At 27.9% G+C, this 22,962-nt stretch carries 24 protein-coding genes; 2 read left to right on the top strand and 22 right to left on the bottom strand.

Annotated elements, in window-relative coordinates:
* Positions 1 to 173: 173 nt before the first annotated feature.
* From ACWPW7_RS02895 to yedF, 17 genes are all read right to left on the bottom strand, one after another.
* Positions 174 to 1,277: a hypothetical protein gene (locus ACWPW7_RS02895; RefSeq protein WP_454052278.1), complete on the bottom strand. Its 1,104-nt coding sequence runs from the start codon at positions 1,275 to 1,277 to the stop codon at positions 174 to 176.
* Positions 1,278 to 1,293: 16 nt separating this feature from the next.
* Positions 1,294 to 2,424: an SPFH domain-containing protein gene (locus ACWPW7_RS02890; protein WP_454052277.1), complete on the bottom strand. Its 1,131-nt coding sequence runs from the start codon at positions 2,422 to 2,424 to the stop codon at positions 1,294 to 1,296.
* 521 nt (positions 2,425 to 2,945) lie between these two features.
* Positions 2,946 to 3,278, bottom strand: a complete 333-nt coding sequence (locus ACWPW7_RS02885; protein ID WP_454052276.1) for a TM2 domain-containing protein — start codon at positions 3,276 to 3,278, stop codon at positions 2,946 to 2,948.
* Between the two features lie 289 nt (positions 3,279 to 3,567).
* A complete protein-coding gene (locus ACWPW7_RS02880) occupies positions 3,568 to 4,482 on the bottom strand; it encodes a CAP domain-containing protein (protein WP_454052275.1) in 915 nt (304 codons plus the stop codon).
* Between the two features lie 361 nt (positions 4,483 to 4,843).
* A complete protein-coding gene (locus tag ACWPW7_RS02875) occupies positions 4,844 to 6,175 on the bottom strand; it encodes a replicative DNA helicase (RefSeq protein ID WP_454052274.1) in 1,332 nt (443 codons plus the stop codon).
* 104 nt (positions 6,176 to 6,279) lie between these two features.
* Entirely contained in the window at positions 6,280 to 8,136 is a 1,857-nt protein-coding gene (gene lonC / locus ACWPW7_RS02870) for a Lon family ATP-dependent protease (protein ID WP_454055461.1), read from the bottom strand.
* Positions 8,137 to 8,249: 113 nt separating this feature from the next.
* The gene (gene rplI, locus ACWPW7_RS02865; protein ID WP_291569090.1) at positions 8,250 to 8,693 is read right to left on the bottom strand and encodes a 50S ribosomal protein L9; all 444 of its coding nucleotides are present in this window, start codon (positions 8,691 to 8,693) and stop codon (positions 8,250 to 8,252) included.
* Complete coding sequence (locus tag ACWPW7_RS02860; protein WP_454052273.1) at positions 8,693 to 10,693, bottom strand: DHH family phosphoesterase; 2,001 nt, start codon at positions 10,691 to 10,693, stop codon at positions 8,693 to 8,695. Before ACWPW7_RS02860 ends, rplI begins: the two co-directional genes overlap by 1 nt.
* Positions 10,694 to 10,704: 11 nt before the next feature.
* Positions 10,705 to 11,703, bottom strand: coding sequence for a DUF2232 domain-containing protein (locus ACWPW7_RS02855; RefSeq protein ID WP_454052272.1), 999 nt, complete (start codon positions 11,701 to 11,703; stop codon positions 10,705 to 10,707).
* A gap of 11 nt (positions 11,704 to 11,714) precedes the next feature.
* Positions 11,715 to 12,032, bottom strand: a complete 318-nt coding sequence (locus ACWPW7_RS02850) for a MazG-like family protein (protein WP_039634480.1) — start codon at positions 12,030 to 12,032, stop codon at positions 11,715 to 11,717.
* Between the two features lie 276 nt (positions 12,033 to 12,308).
* Positions 12,309 to 12,554: a 30S ribosomal protein S18 gene (gene rpsR, locus ACWPW7_RS02845; protein ID WP_291569094.1), complete on the bottom strand. Its 246-nt coding sequence runs from the start codon at positions 12,552 to 12,554 to the stop codon at positions 12,309 to 12,311.
* 20 nt (positions 12,555 to 12,574) lie between these two features.
* Positions 12,575 to 13,009, bottom strand: coding sequence for a single-stranded DNA-binding protein (locus tag ACWPW7_RS02840; RefSeq protein ID WP_291569095.1), 435 nt, complete (start codon positions 13,007 to 13,009; stop codon positions 12,575 to 12,577).
* A 14-nt stretch (positions 13,010 to 13,023) separates the two neighbouring features.
* On the bottom strand, positions 13,024 to 13,311 hold the full coding sequence (gene rpsF, locus ACWPW7_RS02835; protein WP_291569101.1) for a 30S ribosomal protein S6: 288 nt from the start codon (positions 13,309 to 13,311) through the stop codon (positions 13,024 to 13,026).
* A 176-nt stretch (positions 13,312 to 13,487) separates the two neighbouring features.
* Positions 13,488 to 13,679, bottom strand: a complete 192-nt coding sequence (locus tag ACWPW7_RS02830; protein ID WP_291569096.1) for a DUF951 domain-containing protein — start codon at positions 13,677 to 13,679, stop codon at positions 13,488 to 13,490.
* 276 nt (positions 13,680 to 13,955) lie between these two features.
* Positions 13,956 to 14,651 (bottom strand): TraX family protein, encoded by a 696-nt coding sequence (locus ACWPW7_RS02825; protein WP_454052271.1) that lies wholly within the window; start codon positions 14,649 to 14,651, stop codon positions 13,956 to 13,958.
* 703 nt (positions 14,652 to 15,354) lie between these two features.
* Positions 15,355 to 15,606, bottom strand: coding sequence for a DUF3343 domain-containing protein (locus ACWPW7_RS02820; protein WP_291560297.1), 252 nt, complete (start codon positions 15,604 to 15,606; stop codon positions 15,355 to 15,357).
* 18 nt (positions 15,607 to 15,624) lie between these two features.
* The gene (yedF, locus tag ACWPW7_RS02815; RefSeq protein WP_454052270.1) at positions 15,625 to 16,218 is read right to left on the bottom strand and encodes a sulfurtransferase-like selenium metabolism protein YedF; all 594 of its coding nucleotides are present in this window, start codon (positions 16,216 to 16,218) and stop codon (positions 15,625 to 15,627) included.
* A gap of 232 nt (positions 16,219 to 16,450) precedes the next feature.
* Between yedF and ACWPW7_RS02810 the strand changes: the two genes are divergently transcribed.
* The gene (locus ACWPW7_RS02810) at positions 16,451 to 17,599 is read left to right on the top strand and encodes an aminotransferase class V-fold PLP-dependent enzyme (RefSeq protein WP_454052269.1); all 1,149 of its coding nucleotides are present in this window, start codon (positions 16,451 to 16,453) and stop codon (positions 17,597 to 17,599) included.
* A gap of 245 nt (positions 17,600 to 17,844) precedes the next feature.
* A complete protein-coding gene (gene yyaC / locus ACWPW7_RS02805) occupies positions 17,845 to 18,459 on the top strand; it encodes a spore protease YyaC (protein ID WP_454052268.1) in 615 nt (204 codons plus the stop codon).
* Positions 18,460 to 18,834: 375 nt separating this feature from the next.
* Here the strand turns inward: yyaC and ACWPW7_RS02800 are convergent, their stop codons facing one another.
* The 5 genes from ACWPW7_RS02800 to rsmG all read right to left on the bottom strand — a co-directional run bounded on the left by ACWPW7_RS02800 (position 18,835) and on the right by rsmG (position 22,957).
* The gene (locus ACWPW7_RS02800; protein ID WP_454052267.1) at positions 18,835 to 19,338 is read right to left on the bottom strand and encodes a DUF4446 family protein; all 504 of its coding nucleotides are present in this window, start codon (positions 19,336 to 19,338) and stop codon (positions 18,835 to 18,837) included.
* A gap of 36 nt (positions 19,339 to 19,374) precedes the next feature.
* Positions 19,375 to 20,226, bottom strand: coding sequence for a ParB/RepB/Spo0J family partition protein (locus ACWPW7_RS02795; protein ID WP_454052266.1), 852 nt, complete (start codon positions 20,224 to 20,226; stop codon positions 19,375 to 19,377).
* The gene (locus tag ACWPW7_RS02790; RefSeq protein WP_454052265.1) at positions 20,226 to 20,999 is read right to left on the bottom strand and encodes a ParA family protein; all 774 of its coding nucleotides are present in this window, start codon (positions 20,997 to 20,999) and stop codon (positions 20,226 to 20,228) included. The genes ACWPW7_RS02795 and ACWPW7_RS02790 overlap by 1 nt, the downstream gene beginning before the upstream one ends.
* 347 nt (positions 21,000 to 21,346) lie before the next feature.
* Positions 21,347 to 22,126 carry a nucleoid occlusion protein gene (gene noc, locus ACWPW7_RS02785; protein WP_291560309.1) on the bottom strand — a complete coding sequence of 260 codons (780 nt, stop codon included), beginning with the start codon at positions 22,124 to 22,126 and terminating at the stop codon, positions 21,347 to 21,349.
* A gap of 111 nt (positions 22,127 to 22,237) precedes the next feature.
* Positions 22,238 to 22,957, bottom strand: a complete 720-nt coding sequence (gene rsmG, locus ACWPW7_RS02780; RefSeq protein WP_291560311.1) for a 16S rRNA (guanine(527)-N(7))-methyltransferase RsmG — start codon at positions 22,955 to 22,957, stop codon at positions 22,238 to 22,240.
* Positions 22,958 to 22,962 lie beyond the last annotated feature (5 nt).

Raw genomic sequence — 22,962 nt, 5'->3', positions numbered from 1 at the left:
ACTTCTATCATTAATATTATAATATATTATATAGCCTTATACATAAAAATATATTATAATGAACTATTTTAAATTCTTTATTCTACTTATCTAAATTAGATCACAATTTCACATACTTAAAAAGACATTTTATTTTTAGATGTTTCTTCTAAAAAATAAAATGCCTAGATTAATTATTTTATAAACTGATATATTATAAATATTATTGCTACTATTGATGCCATTATAAAGAATATCTTCCATCCACTTACAGGAGTTTCCCCTTGTATTTCTCCTGTTTGACCATTTATATAATACTTATAAACTTTATTTTTAAAACTATAACTTGAAATCCATATAGGAAGTAATATATGTTTAAACTTCACATCTTCAAAGGAAGTTTTTATATTTACATCTCTAACTTCATCAGCATTTATTTTATCAATTACATCTGAATGTATTATTTTATTTATATGTTCTTTAGCACTATTAAATCCAGTAACATGGTTTATTCCATAACGTTCAGCATAAAAACCAGATATAAACTCAGGATTATAATGAACTAATTCTTTCAAATCATATGGTTTAATTCTATTCATCAAATTCCCATCAAGTTGAGTAGAAGCATTTATAAGTACATCATCAAAGAATTTGTTATAATTTCCACTAGTCTGTCTCCATCTGGTCCTTCTCTCCTGCCTTGTCTTAGCAACTTGTTTACCATTTTCATTTTCATAATAAGTTACTGTAACATAATAATATGTTCCAGCTTCTGCTGTGTATGTAGAGTATGTTTCTGTATCATATGTCCAAAATGGAATATAGATTCCTTTAAGCTTATCACTTTGATGTCCATATTTTAATGCTCTAGGGGCAAAAAAATGCTTTCCTATCCATTGAGCAAACTTTTTTTTAGCTTCTTTATCTCCTATTTTAAACGGTATAAGTGATTCTGGTACTATATTGCTCTCTTCTCTTTTAACTATATGTGATGATCCACAAAAAGCACAAAATTGAGCAGTATTATTTTTTTCCAAAATAGTTTCTGCACCACAGCTATCACAATGTATAACCCTAGTTTCCGTTCCCCAATCAGTATTTTGTTTATTGAGAGTGCTATAAAAATCATGCTCCTCTATATTTCCACCTTCAGCTTCAATCTTTTTATTATTTGAACAATAAGGGCATGATAACATCTTTATATTAGGATCGTAAATCATGTTTGCACCACAACCACTACAAGTAAATCTATCAGTGCCTTTTTTTGACTTTACTTCTTCATCAATTTTACTATTCATAATCTCCCCCTAATAACTAAGATTTAGCACCACATTCTGGACAAAACTTAGCATTTAAATCAAGCTCTGAACTACAATTTGAACATAATTTTTTTGTATTTTGAGGTGAGCCACATTCAGGACAGAATTTAACTCCATCTTGTATTTCAGCATTACATTTTATACATTTAATTTTTAAGTTTATGGTTTCTCCACACTCAGGACAGAACTTAGAGTTTTTATCAATTTCTGTATTGCATTTTTTACACTTTACTGTCTCTCTAGTACTCGCAGCTTGATTAGAATTTACAGTGTTAAGAGCGTTATTCATCATAGTTCCTATAGCAGAACCTGCTCCTAATCCTGCACCCATTCCTGCAAATCCATTACCTTGATTTTGTGCTGCATCTCTTATTGCTTCAGATGCTTGATATTTGGCATATTGATCAATATTTCCTATAACTCCCATAGAAGTTCTCTTATCCATAACCTTTTCAACTTCTTCTGGAAGAGATATATTTTCTATAATAATATTTGTAAGACTAAGTCCCATAGCTTCAAAACGAGACTTTAATTTAATGGTGGATTGTTCTCCAAGCTCATCATAATATCTAGCAAGATCTAGCGCTGCTATATTAGTTTCTGCAAGTAAATCTGACATTCCAGAAACAATTAGTCTTTTTAACTGTCCATTTATATGTTCTGTATCAAAAATTTCACTAGTACCAAATATTTCTTTCATAAATATTACTGGATCCAAAACTTTAAAAGAATAAATTCCAAAAGCTCTAAGTCTAAGCATTCCAAATTCAGGATCTCTCATCATCACTGGATTTGTAGTACCCCATTTTTGATCCGTAAATTGCCTAGTATTTACAAAGTATACTTCTGCTTTAAAAGGAGAATTAAAACCATATTTCCATGATTTTAGTTTTGTTAATATAGGTAAATTCTGTGTAGTAAGCTCATATAATCCAGGAGTAAATACATCTGCAATCTGTCCTTCATTTATAAATATAGCTACTTGCGATTCCCTAACTGTTAACTTTGCACCCATTTTTATTTCTTTGTTCATTACTGGAAATCGATATACAATAGTATCTAAATTACTATTTGTCCATTCTATTACCTCTATAAATTGGCCTTTTAAAAAATTAAATAATCCCATAATAAATCCTCCTTCTAACTATAGTTGTCAATGTTTAATTATAAGCTAAAAACTTACATTAAAGTTTAAAATCTATATAATTGATTTAATTTTATCATATGATTTTCCTGTTATCTATATAAGTAAAATAATTCTTCAAAAGTCATTATATTATGAAATAAAAATACATAGCATGCTAGCTATGTGTTTTTATAAAATTAATATATATGTAAAAATAATTGATGTTTTTTAGTATTGTGATTATATCTATCCAATTCACAATTGTGGATATTTCTCAGCAAAAGCTGAGAAATTTTCAAGTGATGTAACCACTTCTTATAAAGAACTAGCAATTGTATTGCTAGTTAAAAAAATTAGTTTAAGAAATTAATTCGTAAAGAATTAATTTCAACCATAATTCTGAATTTTGCATTGTGAATTATTTAAAGTTGTGAATTGAAGTGTTTAGATAAACATTTGCATTTGGCTATGGATTAAGCTTTAAAGTAATATATCTATATATTTATTTCTTAGGAAATTATTTAAATGTTTTCTTCTTTATCACTAGCTACTAATTCTAATTCAGCATGTCTAACTAGTCTTTTATTATCCTCATCTTTGAACTCCTCAAGTATGAGTGTAACAATATCAACTAATATCCAAATACCAAATCCACCTAAAGTTAAAAACATAATTATAGCCGTTCCTGCTTTTCCTACATAAAATCTATGGATACCTAAAAATCCAAATAAAATACATAGTACTAAAGTAATGTACCAACTTTTAATACTAACTTCTTCATATAAAATTTGTCCACAGTTTTTACATCTACTTAAATTTTCTTCATTACTGTAATTACACTTTGAACATACCATAAAACTATCTCCTCTATATAAGCTTCATTAATATAATTTATGATATGTTCATAATGTATATAACTGAAATTCCTTAAAATTTATCTAATAAAAACTTAAAAGTAATTATAATTCTTTCATAAAAAGGTAGACCTACTTAAAGGCCTACCTTTTATTTATCTTAGTCTCATTTTGAAAATAAGTATTTTCCCATACTACATCATCAGAAATCTATAATATCTAAAATCTATCCACTGTCTGATAGAAAATATACCACTGAGTTTTGACTAGTTATTTTCTTTCATATGGTCTAGTTAGAAAATAGTTGAGTTTCATATGCCTTTAAATCTGAATCTCTAAATACTATACCTACACCTATTTTCTTAAATTCTTTATTTAATATATTAGCTCTGTGACCAGGTGAATTCATCCACTGTCCAACTATGTAACTAGCTGTAACACTAGCTTTATCTCTACCTTGACTCATTTGAATATTTTCACCAGAGGCTGTCCAATTTGTATAACCATTAATTTTCATCAAATTAGAAGGACTTCCAGAGATAGGAGAATTGTGATCAAAGAAGTTATTCTCTAACATTTCAGCAGATTTAATTCTAGCTATTCCTCTTAGTTTTTCTTCCATAGCAAGTGGGGCTAGTCCCTGTTTTTCTCTCTCTATATTACATAATCTTAAAACTTCATCTTCAACTGCATTTAGATATTCATAGTTACCTGATTTTACAGTATTATTTGTAGTTTCCGTTTTCGGTTTAGAAGCTGGCTTTGAAGTTTGCTTTGGAGTTGATTTAGGAGTTGATTTAACATTTGATTTAGCGGCATTTTTATTTGAACTTACAGTCTCTTTTTTCACTGGTGACGCTGCCGGCTTTTTACTTTCTTCAACTTTTTTATTATCTGTTACTGGCTTGCTTTGTTCTACAGTTTTATTAACAGCTACTGTATACTCTTGTACTTCACTAGTTGAGTTTTTATTATCATCTACTTTATTAGATTCAACCTTATTATCTGATACTTGTTTACTTAAAGTTTTATTATTAACCTCTTTTTTATCATCACTTTTTATTTTACTTTCTGCAATTTTTGATTCTTGTTGAATCTCATCCTTAATAGATGTCTCCGTATCTTGTTTAGCATTACTGCATCCACCTAATACAGTAGCTAAAGCTATAAGTATTACTACTACATTATTTTTTCTTCTTAGCATAAAAATTTCCCCCCTATGTATTTTTTATAAAGAAATTTAATGTTTGGTTTTAAGTATAATTGTATTTATCTTAAAATTCATTATTAAATCCTTTCCTATATAACCAAACATAACCAGAATAAATACATAAATCAGAATATAAGAACAAATTTTACAATTCTTATATAAAAATCCATGCCTTATAAGAATAATAGCGTAACCCCTCATTTCTCCCTGATATGGAGTTTCAAATTTTCATTTATGTAATAATATTTATCCAATAATAATCTTAACTTCCACAAACTTCTTGACATTATTTTTTAAAATTTTTCATAAGTCTAGCCTTTTTATGATTTTAGGCATATAAAAAGGAAGTAGTCTCCTACTCCCTATGAATTATATCTAATGATCCAAACTTACTATATTGTCCAAGCCATGCTAATTTTACTGTACCTACAGGGCCGTTTCTTTGTTTAGCAATTATACATTCAGCTACGTTTTTATCTTCACTTTCTTTGTCATAATACTCATCTCTATATAAGAACATAACAAGGTCAGCATCCTGCTCAATAGAGCCTGATTCTCTAAGGTCTGAAAGCATAGGTCTATGGTCAGCACGTTGTTCAGGTGCACGAGAGAGCTGTGATAATGCTATTACTGGACACTTCAGCTCCTTAGCAATAGCTTTTATACTTCTTGATATTTCTGAAACTTCCTGTTGTCTACTTTCTCCACCACTTCCACTCATAAGCTGAAGATAGTCTATTAAAATCATATCTATTCCATGCTCCATCTTTAATCTTCTACATTTAGATCGCATCTCCATTATAGATACACCTGCTGTATCATCTATAAATATTTTTGCATCAGCCAGTGGTCCAGAAGCCCTTGCGATATTTTCCCAATCTCTTTCATCAAGATTTCCCGTTCTTAATTTAAGCATATCTACATTTGCTTCAGCACATAAAAGTTTATAGGCCAATTGCTCTTTGCTCATCTCTAAAGAAAATATAGCAACACTTTTGCCTGCTCTAAGCGCAGCATGTTGAGCTAAGTTTAATGCAAAAGTAGTTTTTCCCATAGAAGGTCTAGCTGCTATAAGAACCATATCACCACTTTGAAATCCTGATGTCTTTTCATCTAAATCTTTAAATCCAGATGGTACACCTGTAGTTTCTCCTTTATTGTTATAAATTCTTTCTATTTCTTCAAAGCCTCTTTCAAGTACAGTGCTCATAGGCTCAAAATCACTTGTATTTTTCTTTTCTGATATATTAAATACATTTTTTTCTGCTAAATCTACTACTGCATCAACATCATCTTGCTTATTGTAGCTTGTTTCTATAATCTCTGTTGCACTTCTAATAAGCCTTCTTAAAATTGACTTATCTTCAACAATCTGTATATAAGAGGTAAGATTGGCAGTAGAAGGTACAGAACCACTTATTTCTGTAATATAAGATATTCCTCCTGCCTCATCTAGCTTTTCTGTGGATCTTAAATGCTCTATCAAAGTTATCATATCTACAGGTATATCCTTTTGATATAACTCCTTTATAGATTTAAATATAATTTTATGTGAATCTCTATAAAAATCTTCACCTTCTAAAGTCTCAGCAGCTGCAGCAATTGCAGCTTTATCTATAAGCATTGACCCTAGAACGGATTGTTCTGCTTCAAGATTATGAGGCATACTTCTAAGAGGTGCGTTCATGACATCATCTCCTTAAACACTCTTATATTAATTATAACCCTGCTAATAAAAGTTATAGCAGGGTTATAATTAATTTTTTAATTTAAATTATATTCGAATATATATTAAAATACAATCTCTAATAGTTCTTCTATAGTTGATACAGCTATAACTTGTATATCTGAAAGTCCTAGAGGTACTTCATTTATATTATCCTTAGGAATGATAACTGTTTTGATGCCTTTTCTTCTAGCACCATATACTTTTTCAAATATTCCCCCTACTGGCTTAACCTTTCCTCTCAGTGATATCTCTCCTGTAATTGCTATATCCTGCCTTAATGGTTTATCTAGTAACGCACTTATAATACATACAGTTATAGCTACTCCGGCTGAAGGGCCATCTATATTTCCTCCTCCAACTACGTTAACATGTATGTCATAATCCTTAATATCTTTATTTGTAATTTTTCTTATTACTGATGCTGCATTAAACACTGAATCTTTTGCCATGCTTCCAGCGGTTTCATTAAACCTAACTACTCCTGCCCCCTTAGTTTTAGCTTCAAAAACTGAAGCTTCAATTTCTAAGGTTGAACCTAAATATCCAGCTACTCCTAAACCATAAATTTGACCTATTTCCTTATCATTAGTAAGCACTACTTCTTCGTAAGGTTTTAATCTACTAATAGATATAACCTCCTGTAAAGCTTTCATGTTTATTGTAGTTCTATAACTACTATCATCATCATTATTATATAATACATAACCATAAACATCAGCTAATATATTTACAGCTTTTCTCCCTTCAATAGTATATCTGCTAATTTCTTTAGCTACATTTTCTTCAAGGTTAACATTAAGCTTATTAGCAGCATTTTTAACTATATTCTCTATATCTCTTGGCGATAATGGTTCAAAATACACTTCAGTACATCTTGATCTTAATGCTGGATTTATCTCACTAGGTTCTCTAGTAGTGGCCCCTATAAGTACAAAATCTGCTGGTGCACCATTATCAAATAAATATTTTATATACTTTGGAGTTTGTTCATCATCAGGATCATAATAAGAAGATGAAAATTCAACTCTCTTATCTTCTAAAACCTTTAATAATTTATTTTGAAGAATACTGTCTAATTCTCCAATTTCATCAATAAATAATACTCCACCATGAGCATCTGTAACTAAGCCTGGCTTTGGTTCAGGAATTCCCACTTCTGCTAAATCTCTTTTACTTCCTTGATAGATTGGATCATGGACAGAACCTAAAAGAGGATTTGCAATTTCTCTAGGATCCCATCTTAATGTTGTTCCATCTACTTCAACAAATTTAACATCTTCATTATAGGGAGTATGTTTCAACTTTTTAGCTTCTTCTAAGGCTAATCTTGCAGCAGTAGTTTTTCCTACTCCAGGCGGTCCATATAGTATAATATGCTGAGGATATGGAGAAGCCATTTTTGATATCAATGATTTTATTGCTCTTTCTTGTCCGATGATTTCTGAAAAACTTTCCGGTCTTAGCATAGACATTATATTTTTAGTAAGTTTTTTAGAGTCTAAAATCTCAAGCTCTGCATACTTTCTAAGGGTTTTTGCATTTTCAGGACCCTTTTGTTTTTTAATTATTGAAAGTCTTACCTCATCTACATACTTATCTTGTTTCTCTATTAAATATTGCTCAACATCTTTTTCTATTTTATTTTGAACATATCTTTTAGCAACTATATCTGCTAACAGTTTGCTTGTCTCTTCTAACACCTCTGACATATTAGCGCTATTAGGAACAATATCTATGCCCTTTCCATTACTTATAATCTTATTTGCTGCATATAATCTTCTATTAACATCATGACTATCTATGTGCTTTTGAAGCTTAAATTTAACTATTCTTGACTTTATAGTGCCTTCTTCTATCACCTTATACATCAATTCGTATAATACATCTACCTGCATATCAAGTGGTAATATCTTATCCATATCGTTACTGTACAGGTCATTAACTGATAATATATTCAAATTTAATCCGCTTTAGTAAGTGTACCAAGCACTACACCTACTAAAGCGTTTCCTCCCTTCAGTTTATAAAATTACTACTGTTCACTAACAACAACCTTAATTTTAGTAGATACTTCAGGATATAGTTTTACTTCTATCTCAAAAGCTCCCATAGTTTTTATTGTATCTGTTACTATTTTCTTTTTATCAATATCTACATTATATTGTTTATTTAAGGCTGTAGCTATATCCTTGCTTGTTATAGCTCCAAATAATCTTCCATTATCTCCAGATTTAGCTGTTATTTTAACTTCCTTATCTTTAAGATCTGCTGCTAATTTTTGAGCCGCCTCTATTTCAGCTAACTTTTTCTTTCTTTCAGCTTCATTCTTTTTATTTAAAACATGCATATTGGCATCATTTGCCTCTTGAGCTAATTTTTTAGGGAATAAAAAGTTTCTTGCATATCCATCTGATGCATTTACTACATCCCCTTTTTTCCCTACTCCCTTAACATCTTGTAATAATATAACTTTCATTATTTTTCACCTTCCCTTAAGTATTTATCTATAGCTTCTTTTAGCATTTCCTCAGCTTCGTCTAAAGTTACAGATTTTATCCTGGCACCAGCCATCATTAAGTGACCACCACCACCTAAGGACTCAAGTATAACTTGCACATTTATATCCCCAAGAGATCTTGCACTAATATATGCATCTAATCCCATTTTAACAATAACAAAGGATGCTTGGATACCTGTAATATTTAGCAGTTCATCCGCTGCTTGTGCAGTTAATACAGTATTTTCTATATCTGGTGGACACTGTGCAATTGCTAATCCATTATCAATTTTAGCATTTTTCATTATCTCTGTTCTTAAAATATAATGATTTAAATCCTCACTAAAAATCTTTTTAACCTCAGTAGTATCAGCACCTAACCTTCTTAAAAAAGCTGCTGCTTCAAAGGTTCTAACTCCAGTCTTAAAATGAAAATTTTTAGTATCTAAGCAAATTCCTGCAAGTAAGCTTACTGCTTCCACTGGTTTTAATGATGGCTTTTCAACCATATATTGTAGAATTTCTGTAACTAATTCGGAAGTTGAAGACGCATAAGTTTCTATATAGCTTAGTAAAGTATTTTGAATATAATCTTTAGCCTTCCTATGATGGTCTATAATTACTACTCTTTCAAAATTATTTACTATATCCATTGATAGTACATGACTTTCGTTATGAACGTCAACTAGAATCAATATACTTTTATCATCCTTATAATCTAAGCATTGTTCAACACTAACAAAAGTTTCTTTGTAATCGTCATCTTTTTCTAGTCTTACCAATAACTCTTTAATTGAATTATTATGTTCATCTAATACAATATTACATTCTTTTCCTATAGATTTTACAGTACTGTATAGTCCTACAGCAGCTCCTATAGAATCAAGATCAGGGTTTTTATGTCCCATAATATAAACATTACTACTTTCGTTTATAAGTTCAAGTAGTGCATGAGCTATTACTCTAGCTCTTACTTTAGTCCTCTTCTCTATCTCTTTAGTTTTTCCTCCATAGAAAGATAATTTTTCAAAACTTTTTACAACTGCTTGATCTCCACCACGACCTAATGCTAAATCTTTTGCAGCTTCTGCAAATTCTAGATTTTGGGCTGGAGTACTTCCTCCTCTACCAATACCCATACTTAATGTTACTGCTAATTTATTTCCAACATTTATTTCTCTAACATTATCTAAAATATCAAATTTTTTTTCCAATTCTTTTTCAATATACCTGTCTTGGACCGTAAGTACATATTTATTAGATTGATATTTCTTAATCATAGCATTAAGATTTTGACCATAGCTATTTATTGTTCTTTCAATATCTGCTTTAAGCTGAGGAGCACTATCTTCTACTGTATTTTTTATCACATCATCTAAATTATCTACCTCAATTAATATGACACTTTCTTTATTATCACTAATATCTTTTATTAACTTAATTTTTTCAGTTACATCATAAAAGTATAAAAGTACTATTTTATCATTTTCACTTTGAGAAATTTCAGTATCTACTACATTGGTATAAATATCATAATAATCATCTCCAATATTTACTGCCTTATAAGAATTTTTCTTACCTTCTAATATCTGCTTTACGTTAAATTCTTTTACAACTTCTTTTATGTTTTCACCTATTATTTGTTTTCCATCAAGTTTTACAGAAATATTTTGGTTGTACCAAAGTATATTTCCTTTCCCACTTACCATTATTAATGGAAATGGTAAGTTTGAAAGTGTACTTGTAGTAGCTACATCCATCTTAGAGGATATGTTTTCTATAAACTTTTTCCATTCATAGTTTTTAACCTTTGAATTCTTTACATTGTATACAACTAATATTAAATAAAACACTAATGAAATCAAAGCTATTTCATAATGCTTTAACCAAAATAATAGTAGTATAAATAAAGCTATTACAACCATATAAAGCTTATTATTATTAGTAAAATAACTGTAATTTTCTTCTTTAATTTTCATATAAAGCTCCTTTACCTTCTTAATATTCTATATGGGTCTAGCTTCCTAAAATCTAGAATCATTTCTCCTATTCCTACTAAAATATATATATTTGTTAGTTTTAAGAAAAAAGTAAATATTATTATAATAAAGGTTAAAGTCTTGGAAAATTTCTTTTTATGAATTAAATAATAGCTAATTGTTGCTACACCATTTATTACAAAGGTCATTATAGCAAATCCAGATGTTGTTATAAGTAAATAATTACCATTTATTATTCCCTTAGATTGAAGAATAATTGATAAGCAAACTAAAGCTATTAACAATGCCCCAAATAAATTAGTTATATAAAAATGCGTAAAAGAAAGAACATTAACTGATTTTTCTTTTAATCTGCTTAAAACTACCCTACTAATAGTCATATTAATATAGGCAGAAATAAAATTGTAAAATGCTATACCTATAGGAATATATCCTATAAGAACATCTTTAGTTAAAAACTTTTCCATTTGATCCATAAATATAAGACGTTCTTCAGAAATTCCCATATCTAAATAAGCTTTTTTAGTAAGTTCTAAAGATTCCTTCATATATTGCGATGTAGTTATGAAAAAGTTATTCAAGAAATCCATTATGCTTTTCTTTTCAACTAGCCATATTGTAAATAATAAAGTTAGTACAGTAGATAAAATTCCTGATAAAATCAACGCTATTAGAGTAAAATATGAACTTTTTTCTGACTTAATACAATATCCTAAAGTTAAACCTACAATAGCATAATCTAAGGCAGCCGTAATTGCTGTTATAGGATTTATTACAAAGCAGGTTAAAATAATACTAACTACAATACAACTAATAGTAGTCTTAAAGTCTTGTCTTAAATAAAGTACGGTAATTGGTATTGGAAGAAGTGCTGTTCCTACTATAGACAATACTGGAACATATGCTGTAATAATAATTAGAATAATTATAAATACTGACGTAAATGCTGCTTCCATTATAGATTTAGTGCTATATTTTTGATCTTTCATTCTTTCCTCCGTTAGTTTCTCTCTTTTAAATGATTGTAAAGCTTGCTTAAATCTTTACCTTCTCTTTCTAAGCTATCTTCTTCAACTATTCCTAATTTAAGCTTTCTTTTCATACTCTCATCTACTGCTAAATGAGAATATCCTAGCCTTTCCGCTAACATATACAATATTATTATTGCACCTGAGATGCAATCTAAAATAGCATCTTGAGCTACATTGCTACCTTTACTTAGCAATTTAAAAAAATCTCCTATAACACATAACAGCTCAGCTTTTAAATTTTCAATAATCTTTACACTAGACATGATATTAAAATCTTCTTTTCTCATATCCCCAATCCTTTCCTAAGCTATAAATCTATTTTAGTTTTTTTTCAATATTTATGCAATAAGATATTGACATTAGGAGCATTTTATTATAATTTATAAAGTTACATAAATATATTTATAAATTAATTAATGTATTATAGCCATTTACATATTATGGTTTATATTATACTATAAAATTCAAATTAAACCTACAACTCTATATTTAACATTTATTTAAAATCAATTTCTATATAAAACAAAAGCAGCTTCCTTTCGGTTGCTGCTTTACTTTATTTACTATTCTGTTGTGAATGGTAATAAAGCTATGTTTCTAGCTCTCTTGATAGATACAGTTAACATTCTTTGGTGCTTAGCACAGTTTCCAGAAATTCTTCTTGGTAATATTTTACCTCTTTCTGTAACGTACTTTCTTAATTTATTTATATCTTTATAGTCAATAGCTGTAGCTTTATCTATACAGAATGAGCAAACTTTTCTTTTAGCTCTTTTTCTATTTCCGCCTTTTTTACGATCCATTGCCATTACGCTCTCCTCCTTACCTATTAAAATGGAATGTCCTCGCCATCATCCATAGGAGTTATATCAGTTGATACAAGATCATCCTGTGGGAATCCGCCGTGGTCATAATTGTTAGTTCTTGTATTCATATCTGATGATTTTTCTCCCCATTCAAGGAAATGAACTTCATCAGCAACAACTTCAGTTACATATCTTCTTGTACCGTCTTTTGCTTCATAAGAACGAGTTTCTATTCTACCAGCTACACTTATAAGTTTACCCTTACTCATGTAATTAGCAGTGCTCTCAGCTTGCTTTCCCCAAACCACTACTGGAATGAAGTCTGCCTCTGGTTGCCCTTCTTTCTTAAATCTTCTGTTAACGGCAACAGTAAAAGTGGTTACAGCTGTTCCTGTACCTGGAGTAAATTTTAACTCTGGGTCTTTTGTTAATCTTCCGATTAAAACAACTTTATTCATAAAAACACCACCTACTAGTTTTCTGGATTGATTATGATATGTCTTATAACAGTGTCATTGATTCTGAATACTCTATCTAACTCTTTAGGTAAGTCAGCTTCTGATTTGAAGTTGATTAGAGTGTAGTGACCTTCGTTAACTTTTGCGATTTCGTAAGCAAGCTTTCTCTTACCCCAAACGTCAACATTTTCGATCTCTCCACCATTGTTCTCTATTACACCTTTAAATTTTTCGATATTAGCTTTAACAGCTTCCTCGTCTAATGATGGGTGTAATATGAATATAGTTTCATATGCTCTCATTAGTTTCACCTCCTCCCCTCGGACTAACGGCTGTGCTATACACAGCAGGGATTACATCAATATATTTTACCAGTTTAAAATTAAAAAATCAAGTAAAATATAAATAATAATTATTTTATGTAGAATTTTCTACATATTTAGGAATTTATTTAATTATACCCCATAAATAAACTTATTTATTCTTCGCCTTCTTTTATTACCTTTTTTATAGAACTTTCAAATTTACTTCTAGGAAGCATAATTATTCTTTCACATCCTAGACATTTTATCTTTATATCAGCACCCATTCTTATAATTTTCCATCTCTTACTTCCACAAGGGTGAGTTTTTTTAGTTTCAACAATATCATTTATATCAAAATCTTTCATAAAATTATCATCCCTTCTATTATCTTAATTTTTTAATGGTTTTTCATATAAAAAATAAATTAAATTACAATATTAAAATTTCTTTTCTAAATTTATTATACTATACAAAATAAATAAAAAATCAATAATCTTTATATAAATATTATCGGTTTTTCAATATAAAATATGATCAATTTATTAGAAATTACAATATAAAATATTTCTTTTTAATTTTATAACAAATTAAAAATTGTACATAAACAAAGAAATTGCATAATTTTTATGCAATTTCTTTGTTTATAGATTTATCTTTATAAGATAAATAACTAAAAGATGAAGTGGATAAAATGCATAAAATGCATATTTTATATTCTTACCTTTTTTACCATTATAATATTTTATTGGTATAAGAGCTAATATAGAAAAAAGTTGTTCCCACATTTGGAGATTTAAAAGTGCTATTAATGGAACACCATAAGCCAGCATATACAACATATAAATTATTTGAGAGATACCTATAAGAAGTATCTGTTTTTTAGCCATTTTATTAAAATTATCATGATATTTAAAGAAAAAGTATATCATAAATATTCCCATAAAATCTCCATCTATACGCAGGAAAAATGCTAAAATTGCAATCCCCAAAATGATGATAATATTATGTTTTAACTTTAAACTATCATATAGCCATATAGCTATAAGCCCTAAAAATAAATCAAAAATAGTGTTTAGTACTAAAAAGTTTTCTCCAAAAGCTTGTCTAAATACAGTAATAAACGGTAATTGAGATATTAAAGCAATTATTAATAATCTTAAAGCATATTTTTTTCTATTTCTTGTTTTTATATAGCCCTCAGCAATAAAATAGCAAAATATGGGAAAAGCCAACCGACCTATAATTTTAAAAATTATAATTTGCGGATAAAGAACAGTACCTATATGATCTAAAAGCATTGTTATCATAGCAAAAATCTTTAGCTGAGTTGAATTCATTTCTATTACCTCCATAAATTTATTTCTCAATACAAATATAAACTCTATTTTTAAGGATTTTATAAAGATTTTAAATTACATGGGCACACTAACTTAGACATAAGCTAATTATAAAATCCCATAAAAAGAATTTTAAGGGTAAGTTTAAATTTTTGATTCATCTTAAAATTCTACAAAATATGGTTAGTATGTTGTGCTAAATATAAATATGTTAGTAAATTTTTTAAAATATTTCTAATAGAATTTATAGTTTATATTACTTTAAGGGTTTAGATTAACATATAATTTATTTAATACTTAAAAATAATATTTTTTATAGTTAAAAGTACTTAGTATATCTCTATATAGAAAAGCCATTAGTTATTATTTATATTGCAAAATAATAACTAATGGCTTTTCTATCCTTTTTCTAGAACTTTAGCAATGACATTCATTTATTTAATATTTAGTTAGTACAAAATTTAATGATAGATTTTAATTTTTTATTTTAAAAATTAAAGTCACCATCTAAATTATAAAATTTAAATAGTGACTTTTAGCGTATTATATGTATTACACATTGCTTTAAAATAGCTAAGCAGAAATTTTAAATATTTTCTCTTAAAGAACGCTACAAAACCCAGAGATAATATCACTATCTCTGGGCTTTTATGCAGCAAGCATAAAATATGCCTTAACTGGTTATCTTTGAAGATATGTTATATTAAAATTGTACTTCCGTATAAAAACTATCTTCTTTTTTAAATATACTTTTAACATTAATTTTCTCTTCATTTATCAGTTCCTTAATACCGCTAAATCCATTCTCGTCAACTCTTAAGCTTATTCCACAACTTTTAGTTATATAAGAAGGTGTTGGCATCATTGTTGCCTTAATTTTAGCTTCAACACATCCACTTTCTGCTTTCATAGCTTCATGGGTGTTATTAAATACTAAGATATAATAACTATCCAATAGCTTACCTCCTAAACTTTATAGCTTTATTGTTTTGCTGCTATTCATCATCTCTATAATAGCATACATATTTGTTATTTCCCCAACTTGAACTTTATCTTTTATTTTATAGAAATCTAGACATAATCCACAACTATATATACTAACGCCTCTTTCTTTTAGTTTATTAATACTTTCTAAAACTAAAGAACCTTCAACTACTAATTTTACACCACTGTTTAAAAATACTAAATTATTAGGAATTATATCTGCTTCTGAAAGAGCAAATAGGTAACTTTTCATTAAAGCTTCACCTAATGCTTCATCACCATTTCCTAATTTATCACCTGAAACAACAATTGTAAATTTTTCATTACTCTCAAAGCTTTTCTCATTTTTAAAATTTTCTAACTGTCCTTCACCTTTTACAATTGTTATATGATATAAACTATCCTTCTCTGACACATTAACCTCTAAATTTGCATTTTCTGCAAATTTAACAACATTATTTTTTGCAATTTCATTATCAACTATAGTTGTTGCAGCTCCATTTTCAATAGTGTCAAAATATTTTTTAGTATTTACTACAGGTAAAGGACAATTAAGTCCTTTACAATCTATTATATGACTCATCATAATTCCCCCTCTTTATTTTCTAGTTTCATAGAGATTATAACTCTTTAAATATTAATTTATACATTTCCAATTTTAATTAATTTTATGTTATATTAATATAAAGCTTATAAAAGCTAAATTAATTATATCAAACAAAAGAACTAATGTAATATTTAAAATGTAAATAGATAAAATATTTTAATTAACTTTTTAAATAATGAATATATCTTATTCTTTAGGAGGTCATAGAATGAAAGTTTATTTAGATAATGGTGCAACATCTCATCCTAAACCACAAAACGTATATAATGCTATTCTTAATTATATGACTAAAATTGGTTCTAATGTAGGTAGAGGAGCTTCAAGTTCATCACTTATGGGAAATAAAATAATCTATGAAGCAAGAGAAGCTTTAATGGAATTTTTTAATTTTAATAAAATAGAAAATGTTATTTTTACACCAAATGTTACATACTCACTCAACATGCTAATAAAGGGCTCTGTAAAAAAAGGATGGCATGTTATAACTTCTGTTATGGATCATAATAGTACTTTAAGATCATTACATACATTAAAAGAAAACAATATTATAGAATTAGACATAATAGGTGCTTCACAAAATGGCTTTATAAGTATTGAAGAATTAAAAAATAAAATTAAAAATAATACAAAACTAATTGTCTTATCTCATGCCTCAAATGTAGTAGGAAGTATTCAGCCTTTAGAGGAAATTGGAAGGCTCTGTAAAGAAAGAAATATTTACTTTATAATAGATTCTGCACAAAGTGCAGGAACTATAGATGTTAATTTTGAAAATTTACATTGTAGTGCCTTAGCATTTACAGGTCACAAAAGTTTATTAGGTCCTCAAGGTATCGGTGGCTTTTTAATTGATGATGAATTTAACTCAGAATGTATTTCAATAATTGAAGGTGGTACAGGAAGCCTTTCCTCAAGTGTTAATCAACCACAATTTATGCCTGATAAATTTGAAAGCGGTACTATGAATGCACCAGCTATTGCTGGATTGTTAGCAGGTATTAAATTTATAAATAATGAAGGATTAAATACCATAAAAGAACATGAGGAATATTTAGCAAATAAATTTATTGATGGTTTATTAAATATGAAAGATATAATAATATATGGTCAACAAAATATAGAAAATAGAACTTCAACTATATCATTAAACTCTAAAAAAATTGATAATAGTGAACTAGGATTTATATTAGATTCTGAATATGGCATTATAACTCGTACTGGACTTCATTGTGCTCCACTAGCACATCAAGCAGTAGGTTCTTATCCTAATGGCTCTATTCGATTTAGTTTTGGATATTTTAATGATTTAAAGGACGTAAATTATACTTTAGATTGTATTAATAAGGTACTTAAATGATTTCTATAATAAATTTAAATAAAATATTAGAATTTGATATTTTAATATATAACTATATACAAATAAGGGAAGCTGAGCTTCCCTTTGTTTTTATAAATTGTAACAACTATTTATAAAAAATCTAAAATAAAATGGGCTAGCATAATAAATAGCTATTTTTTTGAATATGCCTAAATAAAAATATATATGAATTTCAAGTATATAACATTCCTGTTTTGGTAATAATTACAATAGGAGGGTTATGTATGGTAAATAAAATGATATTCGATTCTTTATCTCATGATTGTATATATAATATACGTGAAACATTAATAAAAGAAATTATCCCAATAATTAAATCAAATAGAGATATTGTAATTTTATGTATTGGTACTGATAGATCAACCGGTGATAGCCTAGGACCTCTAGTAGGAGAAAAATTAAAATTTTTAATAAGAAATAAAGTTCATATATATGGCAATTTAGAAAATCCTGTTCATGCTAAAAATCTTGTGGAAACAATAGAAAATATTAATACATTGTATCCAAATGCCTTTATTATAGCTGTAGATGCCTCTCTTGGTTCACTATCTAATGTAGGTAAAGTAATCATTGAATCAAAACCTCTAAATCCTGGCTCTGCACTTAATAAAGATTTACCAGCAGTAGGAGATCTAAGTATAACTGGAATAGTAAATATTTCTGGAGCACTTGAATTTATGGTGCTTCAAAATACAAGATTATATATAGTTATGAAATTAGCTGATGTTATAGCTAGTGGGATATATCATTGTATTCTTAAAGCTATAGGTGGTAAAAGGTTTTCTAGTATAGAAGATAAAAATGAAATAGATGATGTTTTAAAAAAGATTGAAATATAGTTAAATCATAGGGTATGTAGTATCCCATAAAATTTTCTTAATACTAAGAACTCCTAATTTCCATCTGCTACATACTCTTTTTATTTTATATTTTTTTGCAATTATATTTTTATTAAAAACTTGTCAATACGATAATTTTTGCATTCTATTATAATTGAAATTTATCCATAATTTAAAACTATTAATTTTATTTTAAATTAATAGTACTCCAATACTTATTTATTACTAATTACATAAATTAAACTACACTATAAATCATATTTTATGTTTCATGTGAAACAATAATATATGAGAAAGGTTATTAGAGAAAACACTAATAACCTTTTAGCTATTTAATAGAAAATAATTAGTCAAGACTGTAAAGATAACTTATTATTAAATTTTAGTATTCATAGCTTGATGTAATGCTCTTTCTTCTTCCTCTGATAAATCATATCTTGAAATACCTTTGTCTATAGGTTTTGCATATGTAGTACTCTCATTTCTTCCATAAATACTTGTTAGTAATACTCCATTATTATTTGCATCTAAAAAAGCGACCGAATAGCTTAAATCACTACCTATATTTTCAAAAGCTTTATACCTTATAATAGCTACCTTCTGAATACATGATTCAGTTAATGCTCTAGTTGCATTACAAATTTTTATTACTTCGCTATTTTTTTCTTTAATATCATCAATAGAATCAAGGGAATTTAATAATAGTTCTTCAAGATTTTTATTATTAACGCCTCTCATCATTCGTCTATATTTTTTTTCTACTTTATTTAATGATATAAATGCAATAATTAATAATATAACGAATAATGTAACTAATGCTATTAGTCCTAGAGTAATATATAAATGATACTCACTGATAAAGTTTATAATTCTGTCCATTCTCTTCATCCTTCCTTCATTGTTTCATGTGAAACATTATAACTTTAACAAATCTAAAATCCGTTGTAGATCCTCTTCAGAATAATATTCAATTTCTATCTTGCCTTTATTCTTATTTTTAGAGTTTAGACTTACTTTTGTATCAAAATAATTTTCTAATTTACTTTCTAAGTCCTTATAATAAGGATTTAAACTTTTACCAATTCTTTTTTTCTTTTCCATTGAATAGTTTTTTATATACTTTTCAGTTTGTCTTACATTAAGTTCTTCATCTATAACTTTTTGTGAAATTTCATATTGAAGATTTTTATCTTCAATAGCAAGTATAGCTCTTCCATGACCTTCTGAGATTACTCCTTCAATTATATACTGTTGAACTCTATTATCTAAGTTTAATAATCTCATACAGTTAGCAATCGCACTTCTCGATTTAGATACTTTTTTACTTATTTCTTCTTGTGTTAGATTATATTCTTTTATTAATCTTTTATAAGCTAATGCTTCTTCAATAGGGTTTAAATCTTCTCTAACTATATTTTCTATAAGAGATATCTCCACAACTTCTTTAGAAGTTAAATCCATAACTATAGATGGAATTTCTTTTAATCCTAGAGTTTTCGCAGCCCGCCATCTTCTTTCTCCTGCTACTATGACATAAGTATCATTTTCTTTTCTTAATATAATAGGTTGTATTACTCCATGCTGTTTTATAGATTCTGAAAGCTCCAGAATTTTATCAGGATCAAAATTTTTCCTTGGTTGTTCTTTATCAGCTCTTATAAGATTCATAGAAATTGTAGTAATAGCTTTTTCATCAAAAACTTCTTCTTCGATATTTTCTGGAATAAGTGCACTGAGACCTTTCCCTAAAGCAGATTTTTTTACCACTATTTATCACTCCTTTGCTTTGACAAAAATTCTTTTGCCAATTTTTCAAATGCTTCAGCTCCTTTACACTTGTCATCATATAGCATTATTGGTAATCCGAAACTTGGTGATTCAGCTAATCTAATATTTCTAGGAATTGAAGTTTCATAAACTTTATCTCCAAAATACTTTTTAACTTCAGCAACAACTTCATTACTTAACTTTGTCCTGCTGTCATACATGCTTAAAATAACTCCTTCTATTTGAAGCTTTTTATTTAGAGATTTTTTTATCAACTCAACAGTGTTCATAAGCTGTCCTACACCTTCTAAAGCATAAAATTCACATTGAATAGGAATTAACACGCTATCAGATGCAGTTAGTGCATTGATAGTTAATAATCCTAATGATGGTGGACAATCTATAAATACATAATCGAAATCTTCTTCTAACTCTTTTATTTTTTTCTTTAAAATCGTTTCTCTGCTAGCCTTGTTAATTAATTCAACCTCTGCACCTGCTAAAGTCATAGTTGACGGTGCTATATAAAAATTATCTACTAGCTCACACTTTCTAATTATTTTATTTAATGAGATATCATCAGTTAATACATCATGCATAGATAATTCTAATTTTCTTTTATCAAAACCTAATCCACTTGTAGTATTCCCTTGAGGGTCTATATCTATTGCTAGTATTTTATTCCCATGCATCGCTAAGTAAGAGCAAAGATTAATGTTAGTAGTTGTTTTTCCAACGCCACCCTTTTGATTAAATACACATATAACTTTCATAGCTAATACCCCCATTCTAAAAGCCGCTATGTAATTTGACTTTATATATGTAATTATATATGTATATAAAATACAATAAAAGTCTTATTTAAAATATTTATATAAATTTCTTATATAAATAGATATTTGTAGTTGTTTTTTCCCATAACTTTACTTCATAAGAATTTATTCTTTGAAAAATATTATAAAAAACTCACATCTTTTATCAAGGTATAATGAAAATAATCTTAATAATTACTTCTATATTTTTATTAATAAGCTATTATAAAATTTTCATAGATTATTTTAAGTACATTTATAAATTTAAAAGCAAAAAAGAATGTTTCACATGAAACATTCTTTTATCATTATTTTTTTTGTATAGTAATTGTTACTTGAATACTATCATCTAATTCTTTTGATCTATATTTAGCATCTATTCCGTATTTATCAAATACTTGTTTAATAGTATTTACATATATCTTAGCATTAAATATACCTTTTATTCTTTTCTTTCCATCAGCAGCTATTTCTTGTTGTGATAACTTTAATAATTCTCTATCTATTAACTGTTCTGTTTTACTTACATTTAAACCTTTTTCTATAACCATATCTAGTACAGCTTTCTGAAGATCTAAATCTGGCAATTTAAGTAATGCTCTAGCATGACGCTCTGTTAATTTGTTTTTTATAATTTTATCAGTTAACTCTTTATCTAGCTTGAGTATTCTAAGCTTATTGGCGATTGTTGATTGCTTTTTACCTATTATTTTAGCTAATTGATCTTGAGTATAAGAATGGTCTTGAATTAAGTTGTAATATGCAACTGCCTCCTCATAGAAATTTAAGTCTTCTCTTTGTAGATTTTCTAAAAGAGCAATAGCTGCGGAGTCCTCATCACTTATTTCAATTATTATTGCTGGTACTTCTGTTAACCCTATTTTTTTAGCAGCTCTTAATCTTCTTTCACCTGCTACCAACTCATATGTATTGTCATTATTTTTTCTAACTGATAATGGTTGTATAATTCCGTATGCTTTAATAGATTGAGCTAATTCCTCTATAGTCTCATCATTAAACACTTGTCTTGGTTGATATTTATTTGGTGAAATTAGTTCCGTAGAAATATAAGTTACATTTTTTTCCATAGTAAACCCATCCCTCTATTTTTTTCCTCATATTTACAATTCTCTTTTTATTTTAAAAAACCCTTCTTTTTTTGTGTATTTTTACAAAGAAGTTTATACCATATTTTTACATTATCTTAGTGGATTCTTTGTTACCATACCTGCTTTTCGAGGATATTTTTTAGGAGTCTCCTTAAATTTCTTTATTACTACTAAATTATGATTTAAATCGCTACCTTCTATTGTTACTTCCTCTATTCTTTCGACTTCTCCCCCTAATATTTTCAAAGCATTTTTAGCATCATTCATCTCTTCTTCTATAGCTGGTCCTTTTAAAGCTACAAAATATCCCCCGATTTTTACATATGGAAGACAAAATTCACTTAAAACAGTAAGATTAGCCACTGCTCGAGAAACTACTGCATCAAAATTTTCTCTGCAATTATTTTGTTTTATAAAATCTTCTGCCCTTCCATGTATTGCTTCTATATTTTCAAGCTTTAATTCTCTTATAACTTCATTTAAAAAGTTAATTCTTTTATTTAATGAATCTAAAAGAACCATTTCACATTTTGGATTTATAATTTTCATAGGTATTCCTGGAAATCCTCCACCTGTACCTATATCTATTATTCTTTTAGCTTCTTTTAATTCATCTATTTTAAATACCTTTATAGAGTCAATAAAATGTTTTTTTATTATTTCATCATCTTCTGTAATGGCAGTTAAATTTATTTTTTCATTCCATTCTTTAATCATATCTTTGTAGAGCATAAATTTATTATATTTATCTTCGTCAAAACTTAAATGTTCGTTATTGCTTGCTTCCTCTAATATATTGTAGTATTTCATGATTA

This window comes from Clostridium sp. Marseille-Q7071, from assembly GCF_965112025.1.
This window is presented reverse-complemented; position numbering and strand designations above follow the sequence as displayed.